This window comes from Litoribrevibacter albus, from assembly GCF_030159995.1.
GTDB lineage: Bacteria > Pseudomonadota > Gammaproteobacteria > Pseudomonadales > Litoribrevibacteraceae > Litoribrevibacter > Litoribrevibacter albus.
Genome location: NZ_BSNM01000014.1, coordinates 214185 through 238200 on the forward strand (window position 1 = coordinate 214185; position 24016 = coordinate 238200).

A 24016-nucleotide genomic window follows, 5' to 3' on the forward strand; every position below is an offset into this window, starting at 1 on the left:
TGATTAAGTCGAATTGTTCTTTGAATAGGCCTTGTAGGCCCCCAAGAATGGTTAAGTCTAATTTCTTGTTGGAGGTTTGATTAGATGCTTTAATTCGATTTTATTATTCGAACAAATAAAGCAATGATTGATGATCTAAAAGCACTGGCTATTTTTGCGGAAACGGCAACAAGAGGTTCGTTTAAAGCGGCAGCAACGCACTACGATTTGTCGCCATCGGTGGTCAGCCACCATGTATCTTCGTTGGAACGAAAGTTAGGTGTTGCGTTACTGTTTCGAACCACTCGATCTCTTCGACTAACCGATCAAGGCAAGGTACTTTATCAGTACGCGCAAGAGATGCTCAGTACGGCCGAAGCCGGATTTAACTTGCTCATGGAGCAGGGCGAGTTAATAGGGAATGTATCAGTCTCAATACCTTTGCTGCTGTCGCGATCATCTATCGTTAGTAAGCTTGCAGACTTTTCGAGACAACATCCTAAAGTACAGCTTGATCTTCAGGCTACCGACGGGCGGGTGGATCTGTTGAAAGATAATGTGGATGTGGCAATTCGACTGGGTGATCTTCCTGATAGCAGTTTGAAAGCCAAACCACTGGGTGAGATTCAACGTAAGCTGGTGTGTACAAGGGGCCTGTTCGACCAATTTGGGCCTCTGAATTCTTTAGAGCAGCTAAAGTCACTTCCCTGGATTGGCTTAAAAATGCTTAAAAACTCCAGAGTGTTAAGTAATGGTGAACAGAAAATTGCGATACATTATGACCCTCAGATTCAGGTAAATACGGTGGATCTATTAACGGAGATGTGTCTCAATGGCTTGGGTATCGCTACACCTCCGGATTTCTTGGTGACGTCTAGAATTGAGAGTGGTGACTTGGTGGAACTCTTTCCTGACTGGCAGGTGGAACCGATCAAGGTCACAGCTGTTTGGCCGTACAGTGACGTTGGAAATCCAACAGTAAGAGCGCTCATTGATTTCATTTCTCAAGACGAACTCATATAGATATATTGTTTTAATCCTTCACAAAAAATAAGAAAAGCCAACAGATAGGGAATGTTATGGATAAGGCTCAGAAACTTCAAATTAAGCAAATTATTCCTGAATACGACACCATTGTATGTAACATCATTCAACAAGTCGGCCGTGAATTTGGTGCTGTGGGTGAAGGCTTTGGACCTTCTGACGATGAAGTAAAAGCCATGAGCCAACATTATCGTCCCGAGAACCGAAGCGCTTATTTTGTTGCAGAAGTAAATGGGCAAATTGTTGGCGGCAGTGGCATTGCAGCTTTCTCAACTCGTGACGATCAGAAGGATATCTGTGAGCTCAAGAAGTTATTTATTTTGCCAGAAGGTCGCGGGCTTGGATTAGGAAGAAAACTTACGGAACAATGTCTGGAATTCGCCAAAGTACAAGGCTATCAGCAATGTTATCTCGACACTTTAAGCAATATGACAGCAGCAATTACTTTGTATGAAAAGATGGGGTTTGAGCATTTATCACAACCGCTGGACGGAACCATCCATGGCGGCTGTGATGTGTGGATGATGAGGGGACTGTAGACTTTACTGTTCTAAATAGAAAGCCTCATAAATTAATTCATTGCTTGATGTAAAAACTAACCATCCGGAAGGATCATTAACAGAGTTAGGGTTAACTAAATAGATACTTTTTCCATAATATTGACCCTCTCTGTCACAGTTACTGTAACGTAATCGGATGGATTGAACATTGACGTTTGGACTTATATATTCAATTTCTCCATTTACAATACAACCAGTATTATCGCTACCTGAAATTTCACCGTCAGTTTTGATTTGAATCGTCTCGGTGACAGACACACTTTGCTCCCAGAACCCTTCTAGTTCATCTATAGATACTTCTGTATCAGAGAACTCGTGATAAGTGAGTTCAAAGTTGTATATGACGGTTCCTTCTTCACTAATGGTTCCTTTTAGGCTTCTCTTTTCACTGATTGTACCTGCTACAGAATACTTAGAAGTTGGGGTGCAAGTGAAACGAGATCCATCAATTTTTAATGGGCACTGAAGCATGAGTGGTGCATCTGGAATATAAAGTAGAGCATGTGAACGCTCGTCAATTAGGGTTATTAATTGAAAGTTTGCTCCTTGTTCCGAGTTATCCCAAACCCCTGCAGCGCTTTTATTGCTTGGACCACCATTACTTGGAGTAGAGCCTCCACCGCCTCCACCGCCTCCACCGCAAGCGGTTAATAGTGAAAATAATACTGAAAGTACAACTATTCTTAACATTGTTATCTCAATCCTTTGTTTTGTAATAATTAGTTTGTTCGGCGGCGCGAGTATTCCGATTATTGAGTGATTTGTCCATAGCGAGGGAAGGAAATAAGTATTTTGGTTTAATGTCGATGCATAGAGTTTGCTATGGAGCAAGGCTGTCAGTAATGCTATCTGGAAAACCCAGAGTTATATGGGGGAGGAAGTTGTTTTGTATGAAAAAAGAGGGAGCATTCATCACAACCGCTGGATCGAACAATCCTTGGCGGCTGTGATGTGCGGATGATTAAGGTTCTTCTGGAGTTTGTTTAGTGAGTATGGAGTTTAGATACCAGTCACCACTTGAGGCGAGCAATTTCCAACGCAACGGTGCTGGTTCATCAGTATCGGTATCGGTGTTAGGAACAATAGTACCCTTACCATAGAACGTACCTGCCAAATCACAGTTTGAATTTGTAAATTTAACAGATTGAACATTAACATTTGGGCTTATGTATTCGATTGAACCGTTAATAACACAGCCCTGGGTGTCCGAGCCCGTAAAATCACCATCTTCGTCAATGGTTATTGTTTGTGTATAGCCATCTGATTCTTTTTGCCAGGACGCTACAAAACTTTCAAGGCGTACATTATTGTCAGACTCATCGAGGTAATCGAGCTGAAACTCGTAGATTACATTATTCCCGTTACTGATGGCTCCTGTAAGTTTCTCTTCTTCGTCAATAACGCCTGATATTTCATAATTCGTGGCAGGTATGCATGTAAAGCGGTCTCGGTCGATCAATAACGGGCACTGAAACATAACTTCGTCGAGTATATAGAATACAGCATGTGACTGTTCATCAATCAAAGCTAGTAATTGGTAATCCGGTTCTTGACTTGAATTGTCCCATACCCCAGCAGCGTTGTAGTTTCTTGCAGAGGCTAACTTGATTTCGCTAGAGCCACCGTCATCACCACTCCCACAAGCACTTAGAAGTGAAAAGAGTAATAAAAGTGCAGCAATTCTTAACATCGCAATTTCAATCCTTTGTTTTTTATTATTAGTGTTAGGCGTGCCGAGTATTAATGCTAATCATCAGTTTGTCCATAGGGAAAGGGCGAAAATGTGTACTCCGTTTGATTGCAGAATCTAGGCGTGCTTTTGAGTTAAGGCATGGAGGTTGTATTTATTTAAAGGCTTATTTTAGAGCAATATGACGGCTGCAATCGCTTTGTATGAAAAGATGGGCTTTGAGCATTTATCACAACCGCCGGACGGAACCATCCTTGGCGGCTGTGATGTATGGATGATGAGGGGACTTTAATTCCTAGAGTATACGTTTATTTCTTATACTCACCACGACGTGAAGCATCAAGGAATTGCTGATATCGGCCATCGGCCTTGATTTTTGCCAGACCACGGTTGAACGCCTCCATAAGTTGTTCAGCGTTTGGTATTTTCTTGGAGAAAATTACAGAGTATTTTCTGGATTTAAGTGTTTTGGGGTGAGCGGTAATTTTGTCAGATAGCCCGAGCTTGGAAACAGTCTCGTGGCCCACTTCGGTATCCTCAAGCACAATATCCAATCGACCTGCGGCGAGCTTTTTGTAGTTGTTGACGTCTTTACCAATGCGCTCGACTTTAACTACACCTTGTTTTTCCAACTCTTCAATGCCATAAGCATAGCCAATCACTCCGCCGATTTTATATTTGGCGAGGTCTTCCGGCTTTGACCAGTCGATGCCCTTACCAGTTTGGTAGAAAAGAGATGTCCCTAAATCTGCTACAGGCTCAGAGTAATAAAAGTCTTTGGCACGGTCTTCGTTGTATCCCCAGATTAAAGATCCCTCATACTTGCCATCTTTGGCATCTTCAAAACCACGCTTCCATGGAAGAAACACGTATTTGACTGTAATGCCTTCTTCTTTGAATGCTTCGGAAACAATGTGGGACATATAACCGGCATGCTTTAGGTCTTCGGATAAATAGGGTGCCCATTCGCCATTTGCGAGCGTAATCTCCTGACTTTGAGCTACCACACTTGAAAACACTAATCCTGCTAATGCCAAACTGCGTAACATACTACCTTCCTCTTAGAATATGGTTGTCTATAAGTTGTAGTCAAAAAACAGGAAATTGAACAGTAAGTTTGGTTTCAGGCTTCAAACAAATTCATTACAAACAAAGGCTCATGTAGGATAATGTTTGATTGATGTTTTAACTGCTCGATACCTCCAAGGAAGATTTTTGTTTACCGTCTACCACTCTAATGATGTTCATGTCCTAAAAACGTTGGTGGTTGAGCTGATGGCTCGACAGCCTTTGTCTGGCGCGTTTGATAAAGAGACGATTCTGGTCCAAAGCCCTGGTATGTCTCAGTGGTTGAAACTGCAAATTGCTGAACACTTTGGTATTGCCGCGAATATTGATTTCCCGCTACCAGCGACTTTTGTGTGGAACATCTTTAAAGAGGTTCTGGATGATGTGCCGAAACGAAGTGCTTTCAGTAAGGAACAAATGACTTGGCGTCTTCTGGAAATTATCCCTGAATTTCTTACCGATCCGGCCTTTGATGCACTGGCCAGTTACCTTAAGAATGATGACCGACAGGTAAAGTTGTATCAGCTGTCTGCACGTATCGCTGATATCTTCGACCAATACCTGATGTATCGTCCTCAGTGGATTAATCAATGGGAAACAGGACAACTTGTTGATGAGTTGAAAAGAGAAGATCTCTGGCAAGCGACACTCTGGCAGGCTCTGTCTGAGCATACATTGGCCTCTGGTGCATCCGAATACCACCGTGCCAATCTCTATGACGGCTGTATTGCTAAGTTGGCTTCAGGTGTATGTCCTTCGTCGATTAAACAACTTAAGCGCATTTTTATTTTTGGAATTTCCGCGTTACCACCTAGATACCTCCAAGTGCTGGAAGCTTTAGGACAGCACATCGATGTTCACTTCATGTTGTTTAATCCGTGTCAGTTTTATTGGGGGGATATCCTTGATCAAAAATATCTGGCCCGTATTGCACTTAAACAACGTCGGGATTTTTATTCCGGTGAGCAAAAAGCGACCCTCAAAGCGAGTGCTGAGTCATACGGTGAAGGCGCTGTAGGAAATTCGTTATTGGCTTCCTGGGGAAAGGTTGGTCGTGATATGCAGCGCTTGTTATCGGATCAATCGGCATCAGAGGTAGAAGCTTTCGTTCCGCCTGGGCAGGATTCTCTTTTATCCCTCATTAAGAACGACATGTTGTTGCTTAATGATGCGTATGCAGATAGCAAAAATGGACATAAGCGTCATGTTCGGGCTGACGATGATTCGATTTCATTGAACGTTTGTCATAGCGCTATGCGAGAGGTGGAAGCGTTACACGATTATCTTTTGGATGTGTTTTCTAACGACCCGGATATCCAACCTCGTGATGTGGTTGTGATGGTGTCGGACATTGATGCTTACAGCCCCTACATTCATGCAGTATTTTCTTCACAACCTGATTCACAGCGAATTCCGTTTTCTATTTCAGATTTAAGCTCCAACCATTATCACTCAATTATTCAGGCGTATATCTGGTTGTTAGGTGTTCATCAACACCGATTCTCCAGTACCGAGTTACTGGCGTTTATCCAGGTGCCTGCGGTGATGAAAAAGTTTGGTATAAAAGAAGAGGATCTGGATTTAATTGCTCATTGGATTCAGGATGCGGGAATTCGTTGGGGTTTAGATGAAGAAACTGCTCGTTCCTTCGACTTGCCGGAAATGGTTCAAAATACTTGGTTGTTTGGTCTTGAACGTATGCTTTCCGGTTATGCATTGTCTGAAACTCTAGGTGTGGTGGATGAAGTACTGCCATATGACCAGATTCAGGGGTTAAATGCCGAATTAGCCGGTAAGTTGGCGTATTTGATTCAACAGTTGATTCAGCTTCGGCAGCAACTGATGACGTGCCAGCAGAATGAACCCGATTTGGACGATGATGCTCATACTGAGCAAAATCTTCTCATCACCAAACTGTCTGTTCCTAAATGGAAGGAATTATTAGAACGTATTCGGATAGGCTTCTTTAAAGCGAGTGATGAGGCCGATCAACGACAGCTTCAACAAATTGCTGACGCCATAGGCAATTGGTATAGCCAGCTTGAAGAAACCGGCCTGTTAGCTGCTAATGAATCGTCAGAGGAGGGGCTTGCTCTTACTTCTGAAGTGATTCTGGAAGTGATGTCCGAGAAGTTGATCCAAGAGCGCATCAGCCAACGTTTCTTGGCTGGGCAGTTAAACTTCTGTACCTTGATGCCAATGCGTTCTGTGCCGTTTAAGGTGGTCTGTTTGTTGGGCATGGATGGTAACGCCTATCCTAGGCAGCAGCCACCACTTGGCTTTGACCTTATGCATGGCCGATTTGAATACGGTGATCGGTCAAGGCGTGATGACGACCGCTATTTATTCCTTGAGGCGGTGCTCTCAGCGGAGAAATATCTCTACCTTAGTTATACAGGCCGTTCCATACGTGATAATTCAGAACGAATTCCGTCCATTTTGATTTCTGAGTTGATGGACTATTGTACCGAAGGGTTTTATCTCGAAGGTACAGAGGAATCTAATGAAGAGGCGCAGGCAGAGGCACTGCTCTCGTATTTAACGACAGAGCATTCCCTTACTCCATACAGTACAAAAGCCTTCCATGAGCTGCCTCGGCATAGTTACGCCTCTCAATGGTACGAAATTGCAAAACTAGGGGCCTCTGACGATACCAATGTAGAAACAGACCGCTTCTTGTCGGAAGCCTTGGCAACCTTTGATTTTGCAGGTGTTTTAGATCTTCAAGAGCTGATTCAATTCTGGGCATCCCCAATACGTTACTTCTTCCATAAGCGTTTAAAGGTGCATTTGTTAGGCTCGGGAGATGTGATAGAAGAGGATGAACGCTTTACCTTAGATGGGCTTCAAAAGTATCAGCTCAAGCAGCAATTGGCAGATTGGGCCCTTGAACAGCAGGACTTGGATTCGCAAAATATCGAGACGGTGCTGGATCATTTCCAAGCCAAAGGCACTTTACCCGCACAAGGGTTTGGTGAATTGGAACTCATGGAAAGCTATCAGTTGGTCATCCAGTTAACCTCCTATCTAGGAAGCTTGCCTGTCATTGATAAAGACCAGGCGGTGGAGATCGATTTAGCGGTGGAGCTTGATTCTAAAATCATTCATCTTGAAGCCTGGCTACCAAACTTTACGGGCCAATCTTTCATCCATTACCGAGTTGGTCAATTGCGAGGAAAGGATGTCTTTTCATTATGGATCAATCATTTAGCTTCATGTTCTGAAGGCGTTTCTATGCCGTCGAGCTATGTCGGTGTGAATGCCAAAAAGAAAGAAATTGAGCACTTAGGCTTTTTGCCGCTTGAGAAGTGTGAGGCTAAACATTTGCTTGATGAATTAACTTCCTGTTGGTGGCAAGGAATGCATTCTCCGTTGTTGTTCAATATCGATTGGGCTCAAAGTTACCTGAGCGAACTTGAGAAACCTAAGTCCGACGAACAATCCGCCAAGCGGGTTCTGGAAGACGTCGTACTGGCCAGTTTTGAAGAAGATGAATATTTGAGTCGATGTTGGCCGGAGCCATCAGATCAGCAAGTGGACGAACTCATTGAATTGATCGAGCGAATTTATCTGCCTATGTCAAACAGACTGGTTTCATTCTTTGAACCTCAGGATGGAGGTGAGAAGTAGTGGCTAAGTCTTTGAACCCTATAAGCTTTCCATTGTATGGCGAGCGATTGATTGAAGCCTCAGCCGGTACAGGTAAGACGTATACTATCACTGGCTTGTATCTGAGGCTTTTGCTTGGGCATGGTATACGCCTGGAACAGAGTGCAAACTCGCTACAAGACTTTGAACAAAATAGCGAATCGGAACAGACCGCATTTCCGAGAAAACTGCTTGTTGATGAAATCCTGGTGGTGACCTTTACCGAAGCTGCGACTCAAGAGTTAAAGGATCGTATTCGAGTTCGAATTAAAGAGGCAAGAAAAGCCTTTGAAGCTTATCTTGAGCAACAGGCTTTACCGAGTGATCCTGCATTAAAAGAACTTGTAGAGGGGATCTCCGATACCAGAGATGCCATCGAAACGTTACGTTACGCCGAGCGTCAGATGGATGAAGCGGCGATCTTTACCATTCATGGTTTTTGTATGCGGATGTTGCAGCAACATGCCTTTGAATCCGGCAGTTTGTTCAACGCTAAAATGTGTGAAGATGACCGCGAATTGAAATTTCAGGCGGTGAAAGACTTTTGGCGCCAGCAGTTTTATCCATTACCAACGGCCTTGGTTCAGGTAGTACTTGAGTGCTGGGCTTCTCCCGAAGCGCTTTTAAGTGAAACCGGGTATTTGCTGTCTGATACTTCACTGAATTTCTATAACGATTACTCCATCGAAGATATAGAATCGGCCCATGCTTCTTATGTTGCTGCCATTGATGAGTTCAAAGCCAAACTTAGATCAGGCATTGCAGATTTACATTCAGCCATCATATCTGACGTTCAGAACAAGCAATTGGATGGTCGTTCATTTTCAAAGAACAATGTAGCAAAGTGGGCAACGGCGGTTGAGCGTTGGGCGACACAAGAAACCAAAGGCTATGTGTTCCCTAAAGAGTTAGAACATTTTGGTCAGGCTAAATTAGAGAGCAAAGCGAAAGGCGAGCTAACGGTTGACTGGTCTCTGGCAGAAACGATTCAGAATTTTGTGGATCAACCTCCTGAGCTAAAGCCGGCTCTTAAACAGCATGCCATTAAGATTTGCCGCACGATTTATAAGAAACATAAGTCGCAGCTCGGTTTGCTCACTTTTGATGATCAGATAAGTACCATGGCAAATGCACTTGCGGATGGTAAGTCTGGTGCAGCCTTTGCTCAGAAATTACGAACTCAGTATCCCGTTGCAATGGTGGATGAATTTCAGGATACCGATCAAAGCCAATATCAGATTTTTTCTCATATCTATGGTCGCGAAAATCAGCAAAGTAACGATCATCAAAGAGAGACAAGTACAGATAAGCAAGAAGCTTATACCGGGTTGTTCATGATTGGTGATCCTAAACAGGCCATCTATGCCTTTCGTGGAGGGGATATTTTCACCTACATGAAGGCGCGTAAGAAGGTGATAGATCAGTACACCTTGGGCATCAACTGGCGATCGTCTGCATCGATGGTAACAGCTGTTAATCAGCTGTTTTCTTCTGCTGCGTCTCCATTCATGTATGACCAGGACATTCCCTTTGATGCGGTGGACCCAAGTCCAAAAGCACACAGCATGACCTGGACCATTGCAGGGGAACCTCAATCAGCACTTCGTTTATGGCAGCCGGATACCAGCGAGCTCATTGCTAAAGATTCGGATTATCTTCAGCTGATGACTGAAGCAACTGCAAATGAGGTGGCCAGATTATTAACCTTGTCTGATCAAGGGCATTTGCAACTCATATCATCCAAAAGTACATCATCACTAGAGCCTTCGAAAATCGCGATTTTGGTTCGAAATTTTGGACAAGCACAGCGAATCAGAAGCGCATTAGCCGAGCGGGGGATTGCCAGTGTCTATTCCTCGGATCGTAGCAGTGTCTTTGAGCAGTTAGAGGCAAAAGTACTGTTACGTGTGTTGAAAGCGGCGTTGATGCCTGAAAGTGAAAGCTTGGTGAAGGCGGCCATTGGCAGCGACTTATTCGGCTGGAATCTTGGTCAGCTGAATCGTCTCAATGAAGATGAACTGGCCTGGGAACAGATGGTGTTGCACTTTCGCCGTTTCCATAAAACCTGGTCAACTCAAGGTGTGTTACCGGCATTTCATGCGTTGATGGCTGAACTGGAAATTGCTGTTTACCTTCGCAAACAGGTTAATGGTGAGCGTCGTTTAACGGATTTACTGCATTTATGCGAGCTTCTTCAGAATCAGAGCCGTTCCGTTGAAAGTCAGTATGCTTTGGTGACCTGGCTGGAAGAACGCATTCAGCAACCGAATCAAAACGCTCAGGAACAACAACTTCGTTTGGAATCGGAAGCCAATCTGGTCAAAGTCGTCACCTATCATAAATCCAAAGGCTTGGAGTATGACGTGGTCTTTGCTCCTTACGTCAGTTACTTCTGGCCGAATCGTCACAACGGTGTGTCAGTGACTCATGACAAAGACGGCAATTCGGTGGTGGATGTCACGGAACAACGCCAGGCAGAAGCGGCTCAGGAACGCATCGCTGAGGATGTTCGGCTGCTGTATGTGACGCTGACCCGTTCAGTGTATGCCTGTTATCTTGGCTTGCCTGGTTTAATGCCAGGTACTAAGACGAAACCTGATCCGAAAGTCTGTCCGAAATACATGTCTGATACCGGGTTAGGGTGGTTAATCGGACAAGGTAAGGCGGTTAGCCCGGATGATCTTGATGCTTCTATCCAGCGATGGTTAGAAGCAAACAATCAACTGACAGAAACGCCGGTTGTGAGTTTGTCTCAACCGAATATAGATTACTGTGATTACGTGGCACCAAAACAAACCTTGCCTGAGCTGCATTTGCAGAAATTTTCAGGACAATTGGATTACAACTGGTGGGTAACCAGCTATTCCCGATTGGTGTCTGAATCTCATAGTGCTCGTGAATTACCGGTTCAGGGGGGGGCTGATGACCATAGACAGGAGCAATCTTCCGGGACTTACGATGCATCAGTAGAAACCAAAGGTGAGGATGCAGTCATCCTTGCCTCTGATTTGACTTCATTTGAGGTGGTAGAAAGAAGCGGTGAAGGTGTTGACGGTCGTCAGCCGCCTGAAGGTGTCTCAAAAGAACTCTTATACGATATCCATCATTTTCCTAAGGGGGCAGAAGCAGGCACCTTCCTCCATTTGTTGTTTGAAGATATTGAGTATCAAACTTGTCGGGAAGACGTAACCGTTACCGAGATTCATGATCTTTTGATGAAGTCTCCTTTGTCTCAACAACTGATCGAACAGGAGCTACCCAATTATCGTCTTATCGGTAAATCTGAATCCGAAGTAGAGACATTAAAGAATCAAGTCATTGATCGATGGGTAACTGTATTGCATCGGATGATGATTAATGTCCTAACTCATCCATTGGTTCAATCGTCTGCTCAGGAAGTCGGCAGCAAGGATTTGCCAATGCTTTCGGAGACTGCTCCTGAACAGCGATTGGTTGAAATGGAGTTTTTACTTCCTTTGGCTGAATTGGATTGTCGTCAGGTGAATGCCATCATTCAGCAAGATCCTCTCACAGCTAAAGCGGCTCATGGTTTGAGTTTTCCGCAAGTTCAAGGGATGTTAAAAGGCTTCATTGACTTAACCTTTGAGTACCAAGGTAAGTTTTATGTGTTGGACTGGAAATCAAATTACCTGGGTGAAGACGCCAGTTATTACACTCAGGACGCAATGAAAGAAGCCATGCTGGATCACAGATACGATTTTCAATACCAGCTATACACCTTGGCCTTACATCGTTACTTGAAATCCCGTTTGCCTGGCTATGATTACGATAGTCACATTGGTGGAGCCTATTACATTTTCTTACGTGGCGTGGACGCAAGTCCTCAAGATCCATCGGCTGTTAGAGATTTGAGTACTAATGGCATTTTCTTTACCAAGCCGGATAGAGCCATGATTGAAGCGCTTGATGACTTGTTCGCAGGAGCTGGCTTCGATTCTGCTCAGAAAGTTGAAGCTACCGAACCAGATGATAATCAATCAGAGACACTCTCAACGTTTGGTGACCAAGGGGAGTTGTTCTGATGCAAAATCCGAATACTCAGCTGAAGAGTCAATTCGATATGCGCCAATCCGGCGTATTGAGTGCGTTAAGCTATCTCACGGAGCAAGCACTCATTCGACCATTGGACTTGGAGTTTGCTCGTTTTCTCTGGTCACAAGAAATCAAACACAACAGCAACTTAGCATCAGCGGAAGCTTCTCAACGTGCAGAGTTGTGCGCGAAGTACGGGGCGCTTGTGAGTGTTTATCTTGGAAAAGGCCATGTGTGCGTTCAGTTGGAATCATTGATTTCAGGCCCGACTCATCCGTTTCTGGATACAGAAAAAACCTCCTATAGACAATTGGCGTCCCTGGATCAGGATTTACTTTCGCTGCTGGCGTTTAACATCGATGAACTGCCTTTGCTGGCAGATTGTATAAGTGTGTCTTACGAGCCGATCAAACCTTTAATGCTTGAAAAAAGTCAGCAGGGGCAAGTGACTCGGATGTATCTCAATCGGTACTGGCATTATGAGGAAGGTATTGCCAAGTTTGTTCGCAAAGGGCAGAGCATCAAGGTGGATGACGTTGCTCTTGCCAACATTCTGGATGGGTTATTTCCGTCTACTGCTGATGGTTCGGTGGATTACCAGAAACTGGCTGCTGCTGTTGCGTTAACGACCTCTATGTCGGTGATTACGGGTGGGCCTGGTACAGGAAAGACCTATACGGTTGTTCGTATTCTAGCAGCACTGATTCAATACCATCATGCACAGGTAGCGGATGAGAATGCCGATAAACTCCCGGTTATCAAATTGGCTGCGCCAACGGGTAAGGCTGCGGCTCGAATGTTGGAGTCTATTCGTGGCGCTGTGGATACTTTACCTTTAGATGAGACGCAAAAGGCCGCTTTTCCTGACTCTGCCAGCACCTTACATCGTTTACTGGGACCCAAGCCTTTAGATGCGAACTTCAAACACAATCAGAAAAACCCTCTGCATCTGGATATTTTGATTGTTGATGAGGCATCAATGATTGACCTTCCTATGATGGCAAAACTTCTCGATGCTATGCCTGGTCATGGCCGATTGGTGTTGCTTGGCGACAGAGATCAGTTGGCGTCTGTAGAAGCCGGTGCTGTACTCAATGATTTGTGCCAATCGTTAGGTGCATACAGCAAAGCTAGGGCAGAGCAACTACAGCGATTGACCGGGTTCTCGGTGGACATGAGTGTCGATGCAAAGCCCTACGGTATGCAGGATTCCTTAGCCTGGTTGAGAGTCAGTCGTCGTTTTGGAGAGCATTCTGGTATTGGGCATTTGGCGAAGGCCATCAATGATGGGCTCGCACATAAGGTGAATTCTGTATTGCATGATGCTTCATTCAGTGATGTTGAGTCCATCGAATACAGTCAGGCTGAGTATTCAGTATTGTTGACGGATATTGCCAAAGCCTATCAATCCTATATTTCTTTCGCCAAACAACAGTCATATGAGGATGCGTTGACCGCATTTTCTGAAGTACGTTTGTTGTGTGCGTTGAGGGAAGGCGATTTTGGTGTGAACGGTCTCAACAAGGCTATCGAAGATCGACTTTCAAATTATGGCGTAATTGATCGACTTGTAGAAACCGATGCAGGCGTAATGCAGTCAGATTGGTACATAGGTCGTCCAGTGATGGTGACGCGCAACGATCATGCTCTCGGGCTCTACAATGGCGATATAGGTGTTGTTATGACAGACGCTGAACATCGCTTGAGAGTGTACTTTGATAGCGCTGAAGGCCTGAAGGCAGTATTGCCGAGTCGTATGCCTGAGCATGAAACAGCGTATGCAATGACAGTTCACAAATCGCAAGGGTCTGAGTTTGACCATACCTATTTTGTTCTGCCTGATCGATTAAATCCTGTTTTGACGCGGGAGTTAGTGTATACCGGTGTCACCAGGGCTAAAACTAAGTTGACCATGATGTATGAACCGCAGGTGTTGAGTGATGCTGTGGCGCAGCGTGTTCAACGGTTCAGTGGGCTTCAGGAGAAGCTGAAATACTAAAATGGAACTTATGGCACTCCTTATGGATCTTTAGGCCCTTGAATGGTTTTTCTCTGATGTAAATACCCTACGGAATGCTACAAGTAAAACTGAAAGTACGAGCTTGTTGAGCATTTCTCCATTGCTAGAATCTTCGGCTGAAAATCCGGCTTATGCGCTTGACGGCTGAAAGTCATTAAGTGATTACGGATTTTCTAGCTCTCAAATTATAAAAATTATTTAGATTGGATGAAAATTCTAGCAAGGAGGTTGCTATGCCTATTCTCGGGCGAATGTTCTGTTTGATTCTACTGCTTTCCTCATCTCAGCTTTTTGCAAAGGAGCTATCAATGGGGAAGCTAGATCACTTAGGGCATTACTTTAATATCGAAACATCTTTTCCCTATGGACGTGATAGTAATGATGTGATCGCAGTGGCTGTTGATGAGGATATGAAAATATACACCTGGTATAGCAATAGAACGGTTGCTAGTGGTGATCGTTATGATCTTGATCGGTATATGCCTGCTGTTGCCTTTGAACTTCCGCCCGGCAAAAAAGTGTCGGATATTATTGGAGCTGCTGCGGTTAAGGGGCAGCCAGGACGCTTTTATTTCTGGTATAAGGATCTAACATACTCGGTGGGATATGACGCGTATTTGGATACGTTTGTTGAACCTCAGCCGTTTACCCTACCGCTGGATTATCGTATTGATGATGTCGTTGCCATAAGTACTAACAAGGACGATGGAAAAATTTATACCTGGTTTAAAGACGGCGCCTACACAGTAGGGCTTCCTTTTAACTTAAGTTATTATCAGGGGCCTAAGCCTTATGTCATTCAGCAGGGTTTGGGCGATGTTACGGGTGCTGCGTTCTGGGGTAATTCATTGTCTATGGTGTCTTTTCACCGTAGTGAACGTGTCTATCGTCTTTCTTATTCGCTTGGTGAACCTAAGCACTTAGATACGTTTACAGGTTTACGGCACGCTGTCTTACCTGATGGGTTTTCTCCAGAGGAAATAGTTGCAATGGCTTTATTACGAGAAGGCCATTCTGATGTTGTTGTCACATGGTATGACAATAATTTTTTCAGTAAAGGGACGTTTACCGATCTTGGTTACTATGGCGTTGATCAATACGATACGGATATAGGCAACATTGAGGAAATCCTGGGGATAGGGATCAATAAAGAAGGTATGACGCATACCCTATTTAAAACAGGTGAGTATGCGATAGGTGAGATTGGTAATTTAAGTGCTTATTTCTACGATCAAGGTTTCCAACCTGCTGATGGACGTTGGACTTTGTCGGTGATCGCTGTGGGAGTTCAGGATGATGTTACTAAAGATTCGGATTCGCTCCATGTCTGGTATAACGATAATGGTGGTTCAATGCCGATTGAGTACAGTGTGGGCCCTTATTGGAATTTAGGTCGTGAAATCGGTACCACTGCTTGCCTTTGGCCAGAATCAAAACGTTCAGACGATATTGTTGGGATTGCCTTAGGCCAGCAAGACTTGACAGCCACGTATTACAAGCCCTATTAGTTACGTAATTCCTACGACGAAAAAGGGCTTCGCATGTCGAAGCTCTTTTTCGTGAGTATGTATTGTGTAGCTGCTTTGACCCGGTTTATTCCCCAGAGCCTTTAAGCTGATGCTTCACTAATTGTTGTTTAAGAGATTTCGGAATCTCTTTGATGATCAGCGTATCGTTTACCGAATCGTAGACAATGCCTTCCCCAAACCGATCTGATGAGAAACTGATCGTCAGGTTTTTGTCTCTGCCTGAGAAGCGTACATAGCGCTTGAGGCGAGCGCGGTCTGTATGAATTTCTTCTGTTGGTGTGCTTTGTCTTTCTTGGGCGAATTGGGCAAAACGCGTAGGTTCTTTCTGGTCGACATGGAACGACAGTTCATTTACGTTAACTGGCATTCCGGTTTTGTCTTGTTCAAGACAATAATCCATAACCTGGGATCGATAGTCTCTGGCTTCCTGTTCGTCAGGCATTGCCTCTGCAAAAGCTTCAACGATACTTAGGAACTCTTCTGTTTGTTCTACTTTGTCTAATCCTTTGGCGAAGCCCGCAAACTCTTCCATGACTTCATTCAGTTCCGGATTGCCACGGCTGCCCAGAATCGTTAAATATTGGTTTGAGCTTTCTTCCAGCCATTGCTCAATTTTGATTTTGAATGCAAAGGTGACTTTGGCCGGATCAACGTAATCGATATATTGAATTTCGTTGCTGTTGTTGATTTGAAGTGCTTCAACATGGTTGATCCAAAAAATATAGAACTGATCTTGTTCCATCAAGTCATCAACCGCAAACAGAATCTTTGCGTTAAATGCGTCTTCGAATTTCTCAAGGCTTTCTTTCATTTGTGACATCAATGTTTGAGTCATTTTAATGAAAGAAGATTTTCCTTCATGAAAATCACGAGCTAACCCGGGAAGAACAGACATGACTTCGGAGTTGAAGTGACCGAACTGTTTTAATGCACTGCGCTGGAAACCTTGTCTGTATTGTTCGAATAAAGAGGCGACAGGGCCTTCGGTTGCTTCTTCACGTTCATTTATGAATGTTTGGATGTCTGCGCCAGGAACGGGTCGTTGAATACCGTGAATGATGCAATGCTTTAAGCTCATGATGGGCCTTTAGAAACTGATGTTTGATGAAAAGAAAAACTCCGGTATTGTATCAGCAATTTATTATTTGCTCGCGACTCTTTTGCTCCTGTTTTTCTTTTTCAGGATTTTAGTCTTCTAGATTTTGAAGTGGTTCTATGTGGTACGTGTATATTGTGAAATGCAGTGATGCCAGTCTTTATACTGGCATTACGACTGACCTTGAGCGCCGGGTTATGGAGCACAATGAATCCTCAAAAGGAGCGAAATACACCAGGGCAAGGCGGCCTGTTCACTTGGTGCATCACGAACGCTTTGATAACAAGTCCTTGGCATCCAAACGTGAATACGAGATTAAACAATTGCCCAGATCAGCAAAGTTACGTCTTTTATTGTGCGATTAATGCTAACTTTCTGCACAGATTTTGATCCTTCTTATATTCAGTTAATCAGCTACATTTAGTGGTGAGTCCACTACCTGAATGCGCTGCACATGAATGATCCGGTTTATGAAGGCCTGAGTTCTTTCTTTGACGATTCGTTCCCAAAGAAATGTTCCGTGTGCGGGAAAGTGTATCATTCAAGTCAGCAGTTCTTTGCTGAAACATCTCCTCCTGCAGTTTCTAATAAATCTCTAAAGAGTAGTGAAGAAGACGGTGAAGTTGTCGTAGAGGCATTTCGTAACTGTCAATGCGGAAGTACGCTTATGGACGTGTTTAGTAATCGTCGCGATACCTCGGAAAAAGGCATGCTGAGGCGGAAAAAATTTGAGCAAGTACTTCACATGTTGACGGAGCAGGGCTTGGAACCCGGTCAGGCAAAACAGAAGTTGCAACAGTTCCTCAGAACCGGTGAATCATCTGTAATACAAGAGGCAATAAAGAAAAAAACATCTCGCTAGGCGTTTCGTAAATCCCAGAAATTGACCTACTTTGACCTTCTTTTACATGGTCATATCCCCCGCCAAAACTAGCCTTAAGGGTGGATTTCGAGTCTTAGGGATGAGGAATCCTCTTACTATAAAAATAATTAACGAGGTGAAAAAATAAATAAGTCAGCGCGCCGTCTCGGCAGTGCAATGCTCTTTTTATGTGCTCTTGGGGTGTCATCCGTATCCTATTCCTATCCGGGCGTTTTTCCTCAGTCTGTGTTTAAGAACCTAGACTGCGGTTTGTACTGGTTTGGAAATAATGACAGCTACGAGAAGGCCATTCCCGGTCAAAGTAACTCATATTACGGTAGTTCAAAACCGACCATCATCTACATCCACGGCTGGCAAAACGGTACAAGCCAAAACCAGAACCGCGAAACATTCAATCGCAGTGACAGTGGTGGACCTGATGTGGATTTGGCTTATGCGTGGCGTCAGGCAGGCTATAACGTTGGGATTCTCTACTGGAATCAGTTTGCTGATGAAGGCGAAGTAAAGGATGCTGAGGCAAAGGTGTGGAGTCAAAATGGACCACAGTCTATGCGTTGGCGGGATCATAACGGCAGCTATCATACTGGACCAGGCAAAAGTGCAGGGCAACTTATGTTCGAGAGCCTCAGAGATAATATGGCTAACTACACTGGCAGCAGATTGATTCTGGCTGGGCATAGCCTTGGTAATCAGATGGCTATTGTTGTGGCCAAGAAGCTGAAAGATGGCATTTCTGCGGGTAACGCTAACAGTAAATTGAAACCAAAGCGTGTGGCGTTGCTTGATCCGTTTTATTCCAATGGGTCTAAAAGTTATTTGAATGATCAATGGACGGGTGCCAAAGCTCGTACTTATGTTGATCAATTAAAAAGCTGGGGCGTGATTTTCGAAGCCTACCGTTCTAGTTCGGTCTCTAACACCTTTTTAGTGGGCGATGAAAACAAAGGCCTTCTCAATAAAACGGCATTTCTTGAATTAAAACCTTGGTATTTCCAATCATGGCAACAGGGTGAAAAGCATGGGGCGGCTGTTTGGCATTACTTGTGGTCGTTTGATTTCTCTGTACCGGGAATCAAAAGCTCTTCAGATCTTGGTTTGAGTGCGAAAACAAGCGATAGCCGGGTTCAAACTTTGATGAATGGAAACCAGCGATTAATCCATGACTTGGGGGCTTATACTAAAAGCCCGGGTGACGATCGGCACAAATACGGTGGTCGACTATAACGTCTCACCTTTGTAATAAAAAAGAAGCCTCGAAAGAGGCTTCTTTTTTTTCAATTTAACAGACAGAAATTGAAGTCGTTGTTGTGAAAGAGGATACTTGATGCTCTGGATTTAGCCTTGATGCTCTGTGCCGCACAGCAGAGAAGGGGATTAGATTGCTTAAATGGATGTATGTAGATGTCTCAACCAATAAATTCGTCATTGTCATTGGCTCTTTGCCCGGTATTGAGCAATAGATTAGTAAAAGTACGACCTCTTGTTTCTTCTGATTTTGAAGGCTTGTATGCCGTTGCGTCAGATCCTCTGTTATGGGCAGGTCACCCTGCTAAAAACCGGTACCAACGAGACATTTTTGAAGCTTGGTTTGATGATGCTCTTGCTTCTGATACAGCTTTGGTGATTTTGGATCAACGTCTCGATCGAATCATAGGTTCTACTCGTTTTTATACTTTGCCGTCCGAGTGTTCTGAAGTGGCCATTGGTTACAGTTTTATCGCGCGTTCTCACTGGGGTGGAGAGTATAATCGGGCTGTTAAGGCGCTCATGCTGAACTATGCCTTTCAAAGTGTTGATCGAGTGTGGTTTCATATTGATCCTGACAATGTTCGTTCAAGAACGGCGACTCAGAAATTTGGCGCTGAATATTCTCGCACAGATGAGTTAGATGGCGTTCTTTATGATTGGTTTGAGCTTTCTAAAGAGAGGTGGCTGTCTCTTGAGAGCTAACCCCCATAAATGTCTTTGATTGAGCAATCCGGGTTTTGCTGGTTGTGTTAGAAGTTTTATAAATAAAGGAGTTCTTCGTTGGTTGCTAAGCTACCGAGATGGGTTGAATTTGGTGCATTTATTTTGGCGTTGAATGCCGGCTTTATTAACGCAGTGGGTCTTCTGGACTTCGAACATCAAGCTGTTTCTCACTTGTCTGGTACAGCAACGCTGATTGGTACACAGCTAGTTAGCTCTCCTGTTGGTATTTTTCATTTAATCGGAATAGTCCTGTGCTTTCTGCTGGGTGCCTCTGTTTCCGGGGTGCTTTTGGCTGGCTCTTCTCTTAAGTTAGGCCGTCATTACGACACCTTGTTGTTCCTTGAAGCGTGTTTGTTGGTAGCGGCAATTTTCTTTCTGGAAGAGCAGTCTTTAGTCGGTCACTATTTCGCATCTGCCGCATGTGGACTTCAAAATGCCTTGGCTACTAAATACAGTGGTGCCGTTGTGCGTACAACACATATGACTGGTATCGTGACTGATCTAGGTATCATGCTTGGCGCGGTACTAAGAGGTAAGGCTTTAGATCGAAGAAAAGCACTGCTGTTTTTCCTTATTCTTTTAGGGTTTGTCTCAGGAGGCGCTTTGGGCGCACTTGTTTTCGGCCAATTTTATGTTTCTGCTCTTCTCTTGCCTGCAGTTATTTGCTGCGTATTAGCCATTTGTTATCGGATTTACCGAAGCCGTGTACGCCGATAGCTTTAGTTGGTTTCCTTTGTATTAGTTTAATGTACTTGCATAGCATTCGTTTTGGCCCACTCCAGTGTTTTATCTGTGTGGCAAGTCAGGCAGCTTCTATCAAGCGTAATGTGAGCTTTTCCTTTGGTATCCAGCTGAACGAATTTCCCGTCTTTTGTAAATAATTGCCAAGTTAAGTCTGTGGTAATTCGATAAATATGCGTACGGATGTCGCCTATCGGAATCATTCCGGCTTTTGTCTCGATCATTTTAGATACGGCGGATTTTGCTATTCGTGGCATATGGCAGGTGATGCATTCGTTTTGATGTTCAGAGTTACTAAGCTTCACTGTTTTCTTTTTATGGCACCCAAGGCAGGAATTCGTAATTGACGTGTTATCTGTACTGTATTTTACGCTCTGATGTGGGTTGTGACATGTAGAGCACGCCAAGTCATTATGAGGTGAGGCGAGAAGGTCTTCGTATTGCTCGTGGTGTTTGATTAGGCCGTTGCTTGCATCGATCTGCTGGGCATCTCCTCGCTTATGACACTCACCGCAATTTTCATCTGTAGTGAGAAGTATCTTTTCTGGTGATTTAATGTGGTCGCTTCCAGGCCCATGACAGGCTTCACAGGTGACACCTGTTTGAGCCCATGTGCCATGAATGCCTTCAAGGTTATCCTGGTGTGGCCCTTCAGGACCCGTTTCAATCCACCCTGTGGTGTGGCAGCTACCGCAGGTATACGGCTTTCTATCACCTTTATCTGCGTCATAGCCAGTCCAATGCGAGCTTTTGTCGAGGTCACTGTTAGCTAAGTTATATTGACGATTCTCTGGTCCGGTTAGAATGTAGCCCTGTTTATCCATAAACCGTGCTTTCCACGCATAACCACCAATGACGTAGCTGATATCCTCCCAGCCCATTCCTTGAGGTGGGTTGGGAACACCAGGGCTTGTGCCATCAGGATAGCTAGGCGCTTTATCTGTAATCTTTTGGATTTTGTAGGGATGGCCGCTGTGTTTATAGTCTTGATAAATTTCTATATGACATTTTCTGCACTGGCTGTCGCCCACATAGGCTGGTTTTGCATAAACAGATGAAGATAAAACAAAAAAAGATAGAACTGAGACTAACAGTCCGGCGATTAGCGAGGAGAGGGAGTGTTGTGCGGTGGTCATAACCTTCACCTATGTCATATCCATTGAGAATAACGATAGATGAAGGATAGAGGCTGGCAAGTCCGAATATCGTTTTATGGGGAGATAGTCGAACTTGCTTGAAATATAGAAGGATTATTCTGCTAGAGCAGTAATGTATTCTGGTGGGATGTTCTTATCGATGTAAGCCAATCCTAATGCGTTCAAATAAACAGATCTATCTGCACGCAGAGGATCAATTTCCGCCAGTTCAACACCGTTTGCTTTATACAATTCCTGAACCAGTTCCATATACTTGCCGCCGCCATCGACTAGCAGCATGCCTGCAAACCCTGTGTCCGGTTTAACCAGATCTTGATACTCAGTTGGTAGCGTAACTTCGAGAACTAAAGGTTGTTCCTCGCCCTCAAATCGAACGCTGCGATCACGAACCGTTTGTGTTGCCCAGAAATACGCCAGTTCTTTACTTTGAGTTAAGCAAATAGGTTCATGAGACTCGGCCATTGAATCGCCAATGGTTGCAAGGGTGCTTTTGCGAACGTGTTTCATGGCTTTATCGCCAGCACGACTTAAACCTTGCTTTTGAATAGATTCAAGCAGTGCTGAAGATGTGCCGTGGTACCAAACATCGCCCGTTGCAAAACCGTCTTTGGTTAGTAAGTCTTTAGCGTCTTGAAGAAAAGCAGGGGTGTTAGACATCTTGATTATCTCACTTGATTCGTTTGCTTGATGAACAAATTACTTGCTTGTGTAAGCAGGAAAGGGAAAACGCTTCCTTTGGGAAATAAAGAGCCAATAATAGCGCTTTTCGTTTCATGCTTATAGGTTGGTTATTCGTTCATTCGTTTCAAAATGATAGGAAATAAAAAGGCGACCCGAAAGTCGCCTTTTGTAGAACATGAAGAGGGAAGTCAAAGACTTCGCTCTCCAGGTATCTAACCAGTCTCGAATTAAGGTTATTAATTAAGAGAATTGGTTAGAAGTGTTCTTAGCACCGCCAGCTTTAAGAGCGTTCTCACCAGCGTAGTACTCTTTGTGGTCATCACCAAGGTCAGAACCAGCCATGTTTTGGTGCTTAACGCAAGCGATACCTTGACGGATCTCTTTACGCTGAACGCCTTCAACATAACCAAGCATACCTGCATCACCGAAGTACTCTTTAGCTAGGTTGTCTACAGACAACGCAGTAGTGTGGTAAGTCGGTAGAGTGATCAAGTGGTGGAATACGTTCGCTTCGCGAGATGTATCAGCTTGGAAAGTACGGATACGAGCATCAGCAGCTGCAGACAATTCAGAATCGTCGTATTCAGCAGACATTAGGTTTGCACGATCGTATGCAGAAACGTCTTTACCTTCTGCTACCCATGCATCGTAAGTTTGCTGACGGAAGTTTAGAGTCCAGTTGAAAGATGGAGAGTTGTTGTAAACAAGTTTCGCATCTGGGTGAACTTTACGAACTTCGTCCATCATGCCTTTGATCTCGTGTACAGTAGGAACTGCAGTTTCGATCCAAAGTAGGTCAGCACCAGCGTTGATAGCTTCGATACAGTCAAATACGCAACGCTCATGGCCAGTACCTTGACGGAACTGATATAGACCAGAAGGTAGACGCTTAGGACGAACTAGCTTACCACCACGGTTGATTACAACGTCGCCTTCAGCCATGTCAGCTACGTCAACTTCTTCAACGTCTAGGAAAGAGTTGTAAACGTCACCTTGGTCGCCTGGCTCTTTAACAACAGCGATTTCTTTAGTTAGACCAGCACCTTCAGAGTCGGTACGAGCAACGATTAGACCGTCGTCAACACCTAGCTCAAGGAATGCATAACGTAGAGCACGGATTTTCGCGTGGAAGTCAGCGTGAGGAACAGTTACTTTACCGTCCTGGTGACCACATTGCTTCTCGTCAGCTACTTGGTTTTCGATCTGTAGGCAGCAAGCACCCGCTTCGATCATTTGCTTAGCCATTAGGTAAGTCGCTTCAGCGTTACCGAAACCAGCATCGATGTCAGCTACGATAGGTACAACGTGAGTTTCGTGGTTGTCGATAGCAGCGATAACTTCTGCTTCTTTAGCAGCGTCGCCAGCTTCACGTGCTTTGTCTAGCTCACGGAAAAGACCACCTAGCTCACGAGCGTCAGCTTGACGTAGGAAAGTGTATAGCTCTTCAACAAGACCAGCTACAGCAGTTTTCTCGTGCATTGATTGGTCAGGTAGAGGACCGAAGTCAGAACGTAGAGCAGCAACCATCCAACCAGATAGGTATAGGTAACGACGTTCAGTAGAACCGAAGTGCTTCTTGATAGAGATCAGTTTTTGCTGACCAACAAAACCGTGCCAGCAGCCTAGAGACTGAGTGTACTTAGTTTTGTCTTTGTCAAACTCAGCCATGTCACGACGCATGATAGCAGCAGTGTACTTAGCTACGTCTAGACCAGTCTTGAATTTGTTTTGAAGGCGCATGCGAGCAGCTGACTCAGCGCTAACACCTGGGAAAGAATTAGCAACTTCTGCTGCTTGAACTTCAGCTTGATAACCTGACATGTAATTATCCTTAAAAAATTGGATTACATAAATAAAAGTAGCGACCTACCTGATCTGATCGATAAAGTGAATCAC

General features: G+C 44.3%; 18 protein-coding genes. 11 read left to right on the forward strand and 7 right to left on the reverse strand.

Going from position 1 to position 24016, the window contains the following annotated elements; genetic code table 11:
* Nucleotides 1-123 precede the first annotated feature (123 nt).
* Nucleotides 124-1002 (forward strand): LysR family transcriptional regulator, encoded by an 879-nt coding sequence (locus QQL66_RS11315; RefSeq protein ID WP_284381469.1) that lies wholly within the window; start codon nt 124-126, stop codon nt 1000-1002.
* Nucleotides 1003-1058: 56 nt separating this feature from the next.
* Nucleotides 1059-1562, forward strand: coding sequence for a GNAT family N-acetyltransferase (locus QQL66_RS11320; RefSeq protein ID WP_284381470.1), 504 nt, complete (start codon nt 1059-1061; stop codon nt 1560-1562).
* 3 nt (nt 1563-1565) lie between these two features.
* Here QQL66_RS11320 and QQL66_RS11325 read toward each other — a convergent pair whose 3' ends face one another.
* From QQL66_RS11325 to QQL66_RS11335, 3 genes are all read right to left on the reverse strand, one after another.
* A complete protein-coding gene (locus QQL66_RS11325; protein WP_284381471.1) occupies nt 1566-2273 on the reverse strand; it encodes a hypothetical protein in 708 nt (235 codons plus the stop codon).
* 271 nt (nt 2274-2544) lie between these two features.
* Nucleotides 2545-3273, reverse strand: coding sequence for a hypothetical protein (locus QQL66_RS11330; protein WP_284381473.1), 729 nt, complete (start codon nt 3271-3273; stop codon nt 2545-2547).
* 308 nt (nt 3274-3581) lie between these two features.
* Nucleotides 3582-4322, reverse strand: a complete 741-nt coding sequence (locus QQL66_RS11335; RefSeq protein ID WP_284381474.1) for a substrate-binding periplasmic protein — start codon at nt 4320-4322, stop codon at nt 3582-3584.
* A 166-nt stretch (nt 4323-4488) separates the two neighbouring features.
* Here QQL66_RS11335 and recC point away from each other — a divergent pair, with 166 nt between their 5' ends.
* The 4 genes from recC to QQL66_RS11355 all read left to right on the forward strand — a co-directional run bounded on the left by recC (nt 4489) and on the right by QQL66_RS11355 (nt 15570).
* Nucleotides 4489-7971, forward strand: a complete 3483-nt coding sequence (gene recC / locus QQL66_RS11340) for an exodeoxyribonuclease V subunit gamma (protein WP_284381475.1) — start codon at nt 4489-4491, stop codon at nt 7969-7971.
* Nucleotides 7971-12032: an exodeoxyribonuclease V subunit beta gene (recB, locus tag QQL66_RS11345; protein ID WP_284381477.1), complete on the forward strand. Its 4062-nt coding sequence runs from the start codon at nt 7971-7973 to the stop codon at nt 12030-12032. Before recC ends, recB begins: the two co-directional genes overlap by 1 nt.
* Nucleotides 12032-14041 (forward strand): exodeoxyribonuclease V subunit alpha, encoded by a 2010-nt coding sequence (gene recD / locus QQL66_RS11350; protein WP_284381478.1) that lies wholly within the window; start codon nt 12032-12034, stop codon nt 14039-14041. Before recB ends, recD begins: the two co-directional genes overlap by 1 nt.
* A 329-nt stretch (nt 14042-14370) precedes the next feature.
* Nucleotides 14371-15570 (forward strand): hypothetical protein, encoded by a 1200-nt coding sequence (locus QQL66_RS11355; RefSeq protein WP_284381479.1) that lies wholly within the window; start codon nt 14371-14373, stop codon nt 15568-15570.
* Nucleotides 15571-15655: 85 nt separating this feature from the next.
* Here the strand turns inward: QQL66_RS11355 and QQL66_RS11360 are convergent, their stop codons facing one another.
* The gene (locus tag QQL66_RS11360) at nt 15656-16669 is read right to left on the reverse strand and encodes a nucleoid-associated protein (protein ID WP_284381480.1); all 1014 of its coding nucleotides are present in this window, start codon (nt 16667-16669) and stop codon (nt 15656-15658) included.
* 137 nt (nt 16670-16806) lie between these two features.
* On the opposite strand from QQL66_RS11360, the gene QQL66_RS11365 reads away from it, so the two are divergent.
* From QQL66_RS11365 to QQL66_RS11385, 5 genes are all read left to right on the forward strand, one after another.
* Nucleotides 16807-17052 (forward strand): GIY-YIG nuclease family protein, encoded by a 246-nt coding sequence (locus tag QQL66_RS11365; RefSeq protein ID WP_284381481.1) that lies wholly within the window; start codon nt 16807-16809, stop codon nt 17050-17052.
* 89 nt (nt 17053-17141) lie between these two features.
* Nucleotides 17142-17549, forward strand: a complete 408-nt coding sequence (locus QQL66_RS11370) for an oxidoreductase (protein WP_284381482.1) — start codon at nt 17142-17144, stop codon at nt 17547-17549.
* A gap of 177 nt (nt 17550-17726) precedes the next feature.
* Nucleotides 17727-18794, forward strand: a complete 1068-nt coding sequence (locus QQL66_RS11375; RefSeq protein WP_284381484.1) for a hypothetical protein — start codon at nt 17727-17729, stop codon at nt 18792-18794.
* Between the two features lie 177 nt (nt 18795-18971).
* Nucleotides 18972-19520 carry a GNAT family N-acetyltransferase gene (locus QQL66_RS11380; RefSeq protein WP_284381486.1) on the forward strand — a complete coding sequence of 183 codons (549 nt, stop codon included), beginning with the start codon at nt 18972-18974 and terminating at the stop codon, nt 19518-19520.
* Between the two features lie 78 nt (nt 19521-19598).
* Entirely contained in the window at nt 19599-20258 is a 660-nt protein-coding gene (locus QQL66_RS11385; RefSeq protein WP_284381488.1) for a YoaK family protein, read from the forward strand.
* 26 nt (nt 20259-20284) lie between these two features.
* Here QQL66_RS11385 and QQL66_RS11390 read toward each other — a convergent pair whose 3' ends face one another.
* From QQL66_RS11390 to QQL66_RS11400, 3 genes are all read right to left on the reverse strand, one after another.
* Nucleotides 20285-21418 (reverse strand): cytochrome c3 family protein, encoded by a 1134-nt coding sequence (locus QQL66_RS11390; protein WP_284381489.1) that lies wholly within the window; start codon nt 21416-21418, stop codon nt 20285-20287.
* Nucleotides 21419-21532: 114 nt separating this feature from the next.
* Nucleotides 21533-22096, reverse strand: a complete 564-nt coding sequence (locus QQL66_RS11395) for a hypothetical protein (RefSeq protein WP_284381490.1) — start codon at nt 22094-22096, stop codon at nt 21533-21535.
* Nucleotides 22097-22360: 264 nt separating this feature from the next.
* On the reverse strand, nt 22361-23941 hold the full coding sequence (locus QQL66_RS11400) for an isocitrate lyase (RefSeq protein WP_284381491.1): 1581 nt from the start codon (nt 23939-23941) through the stop codon (nt 22361-22363).
* Nucleotides 23942-24016: the final 75 nt, after the last annotated feature.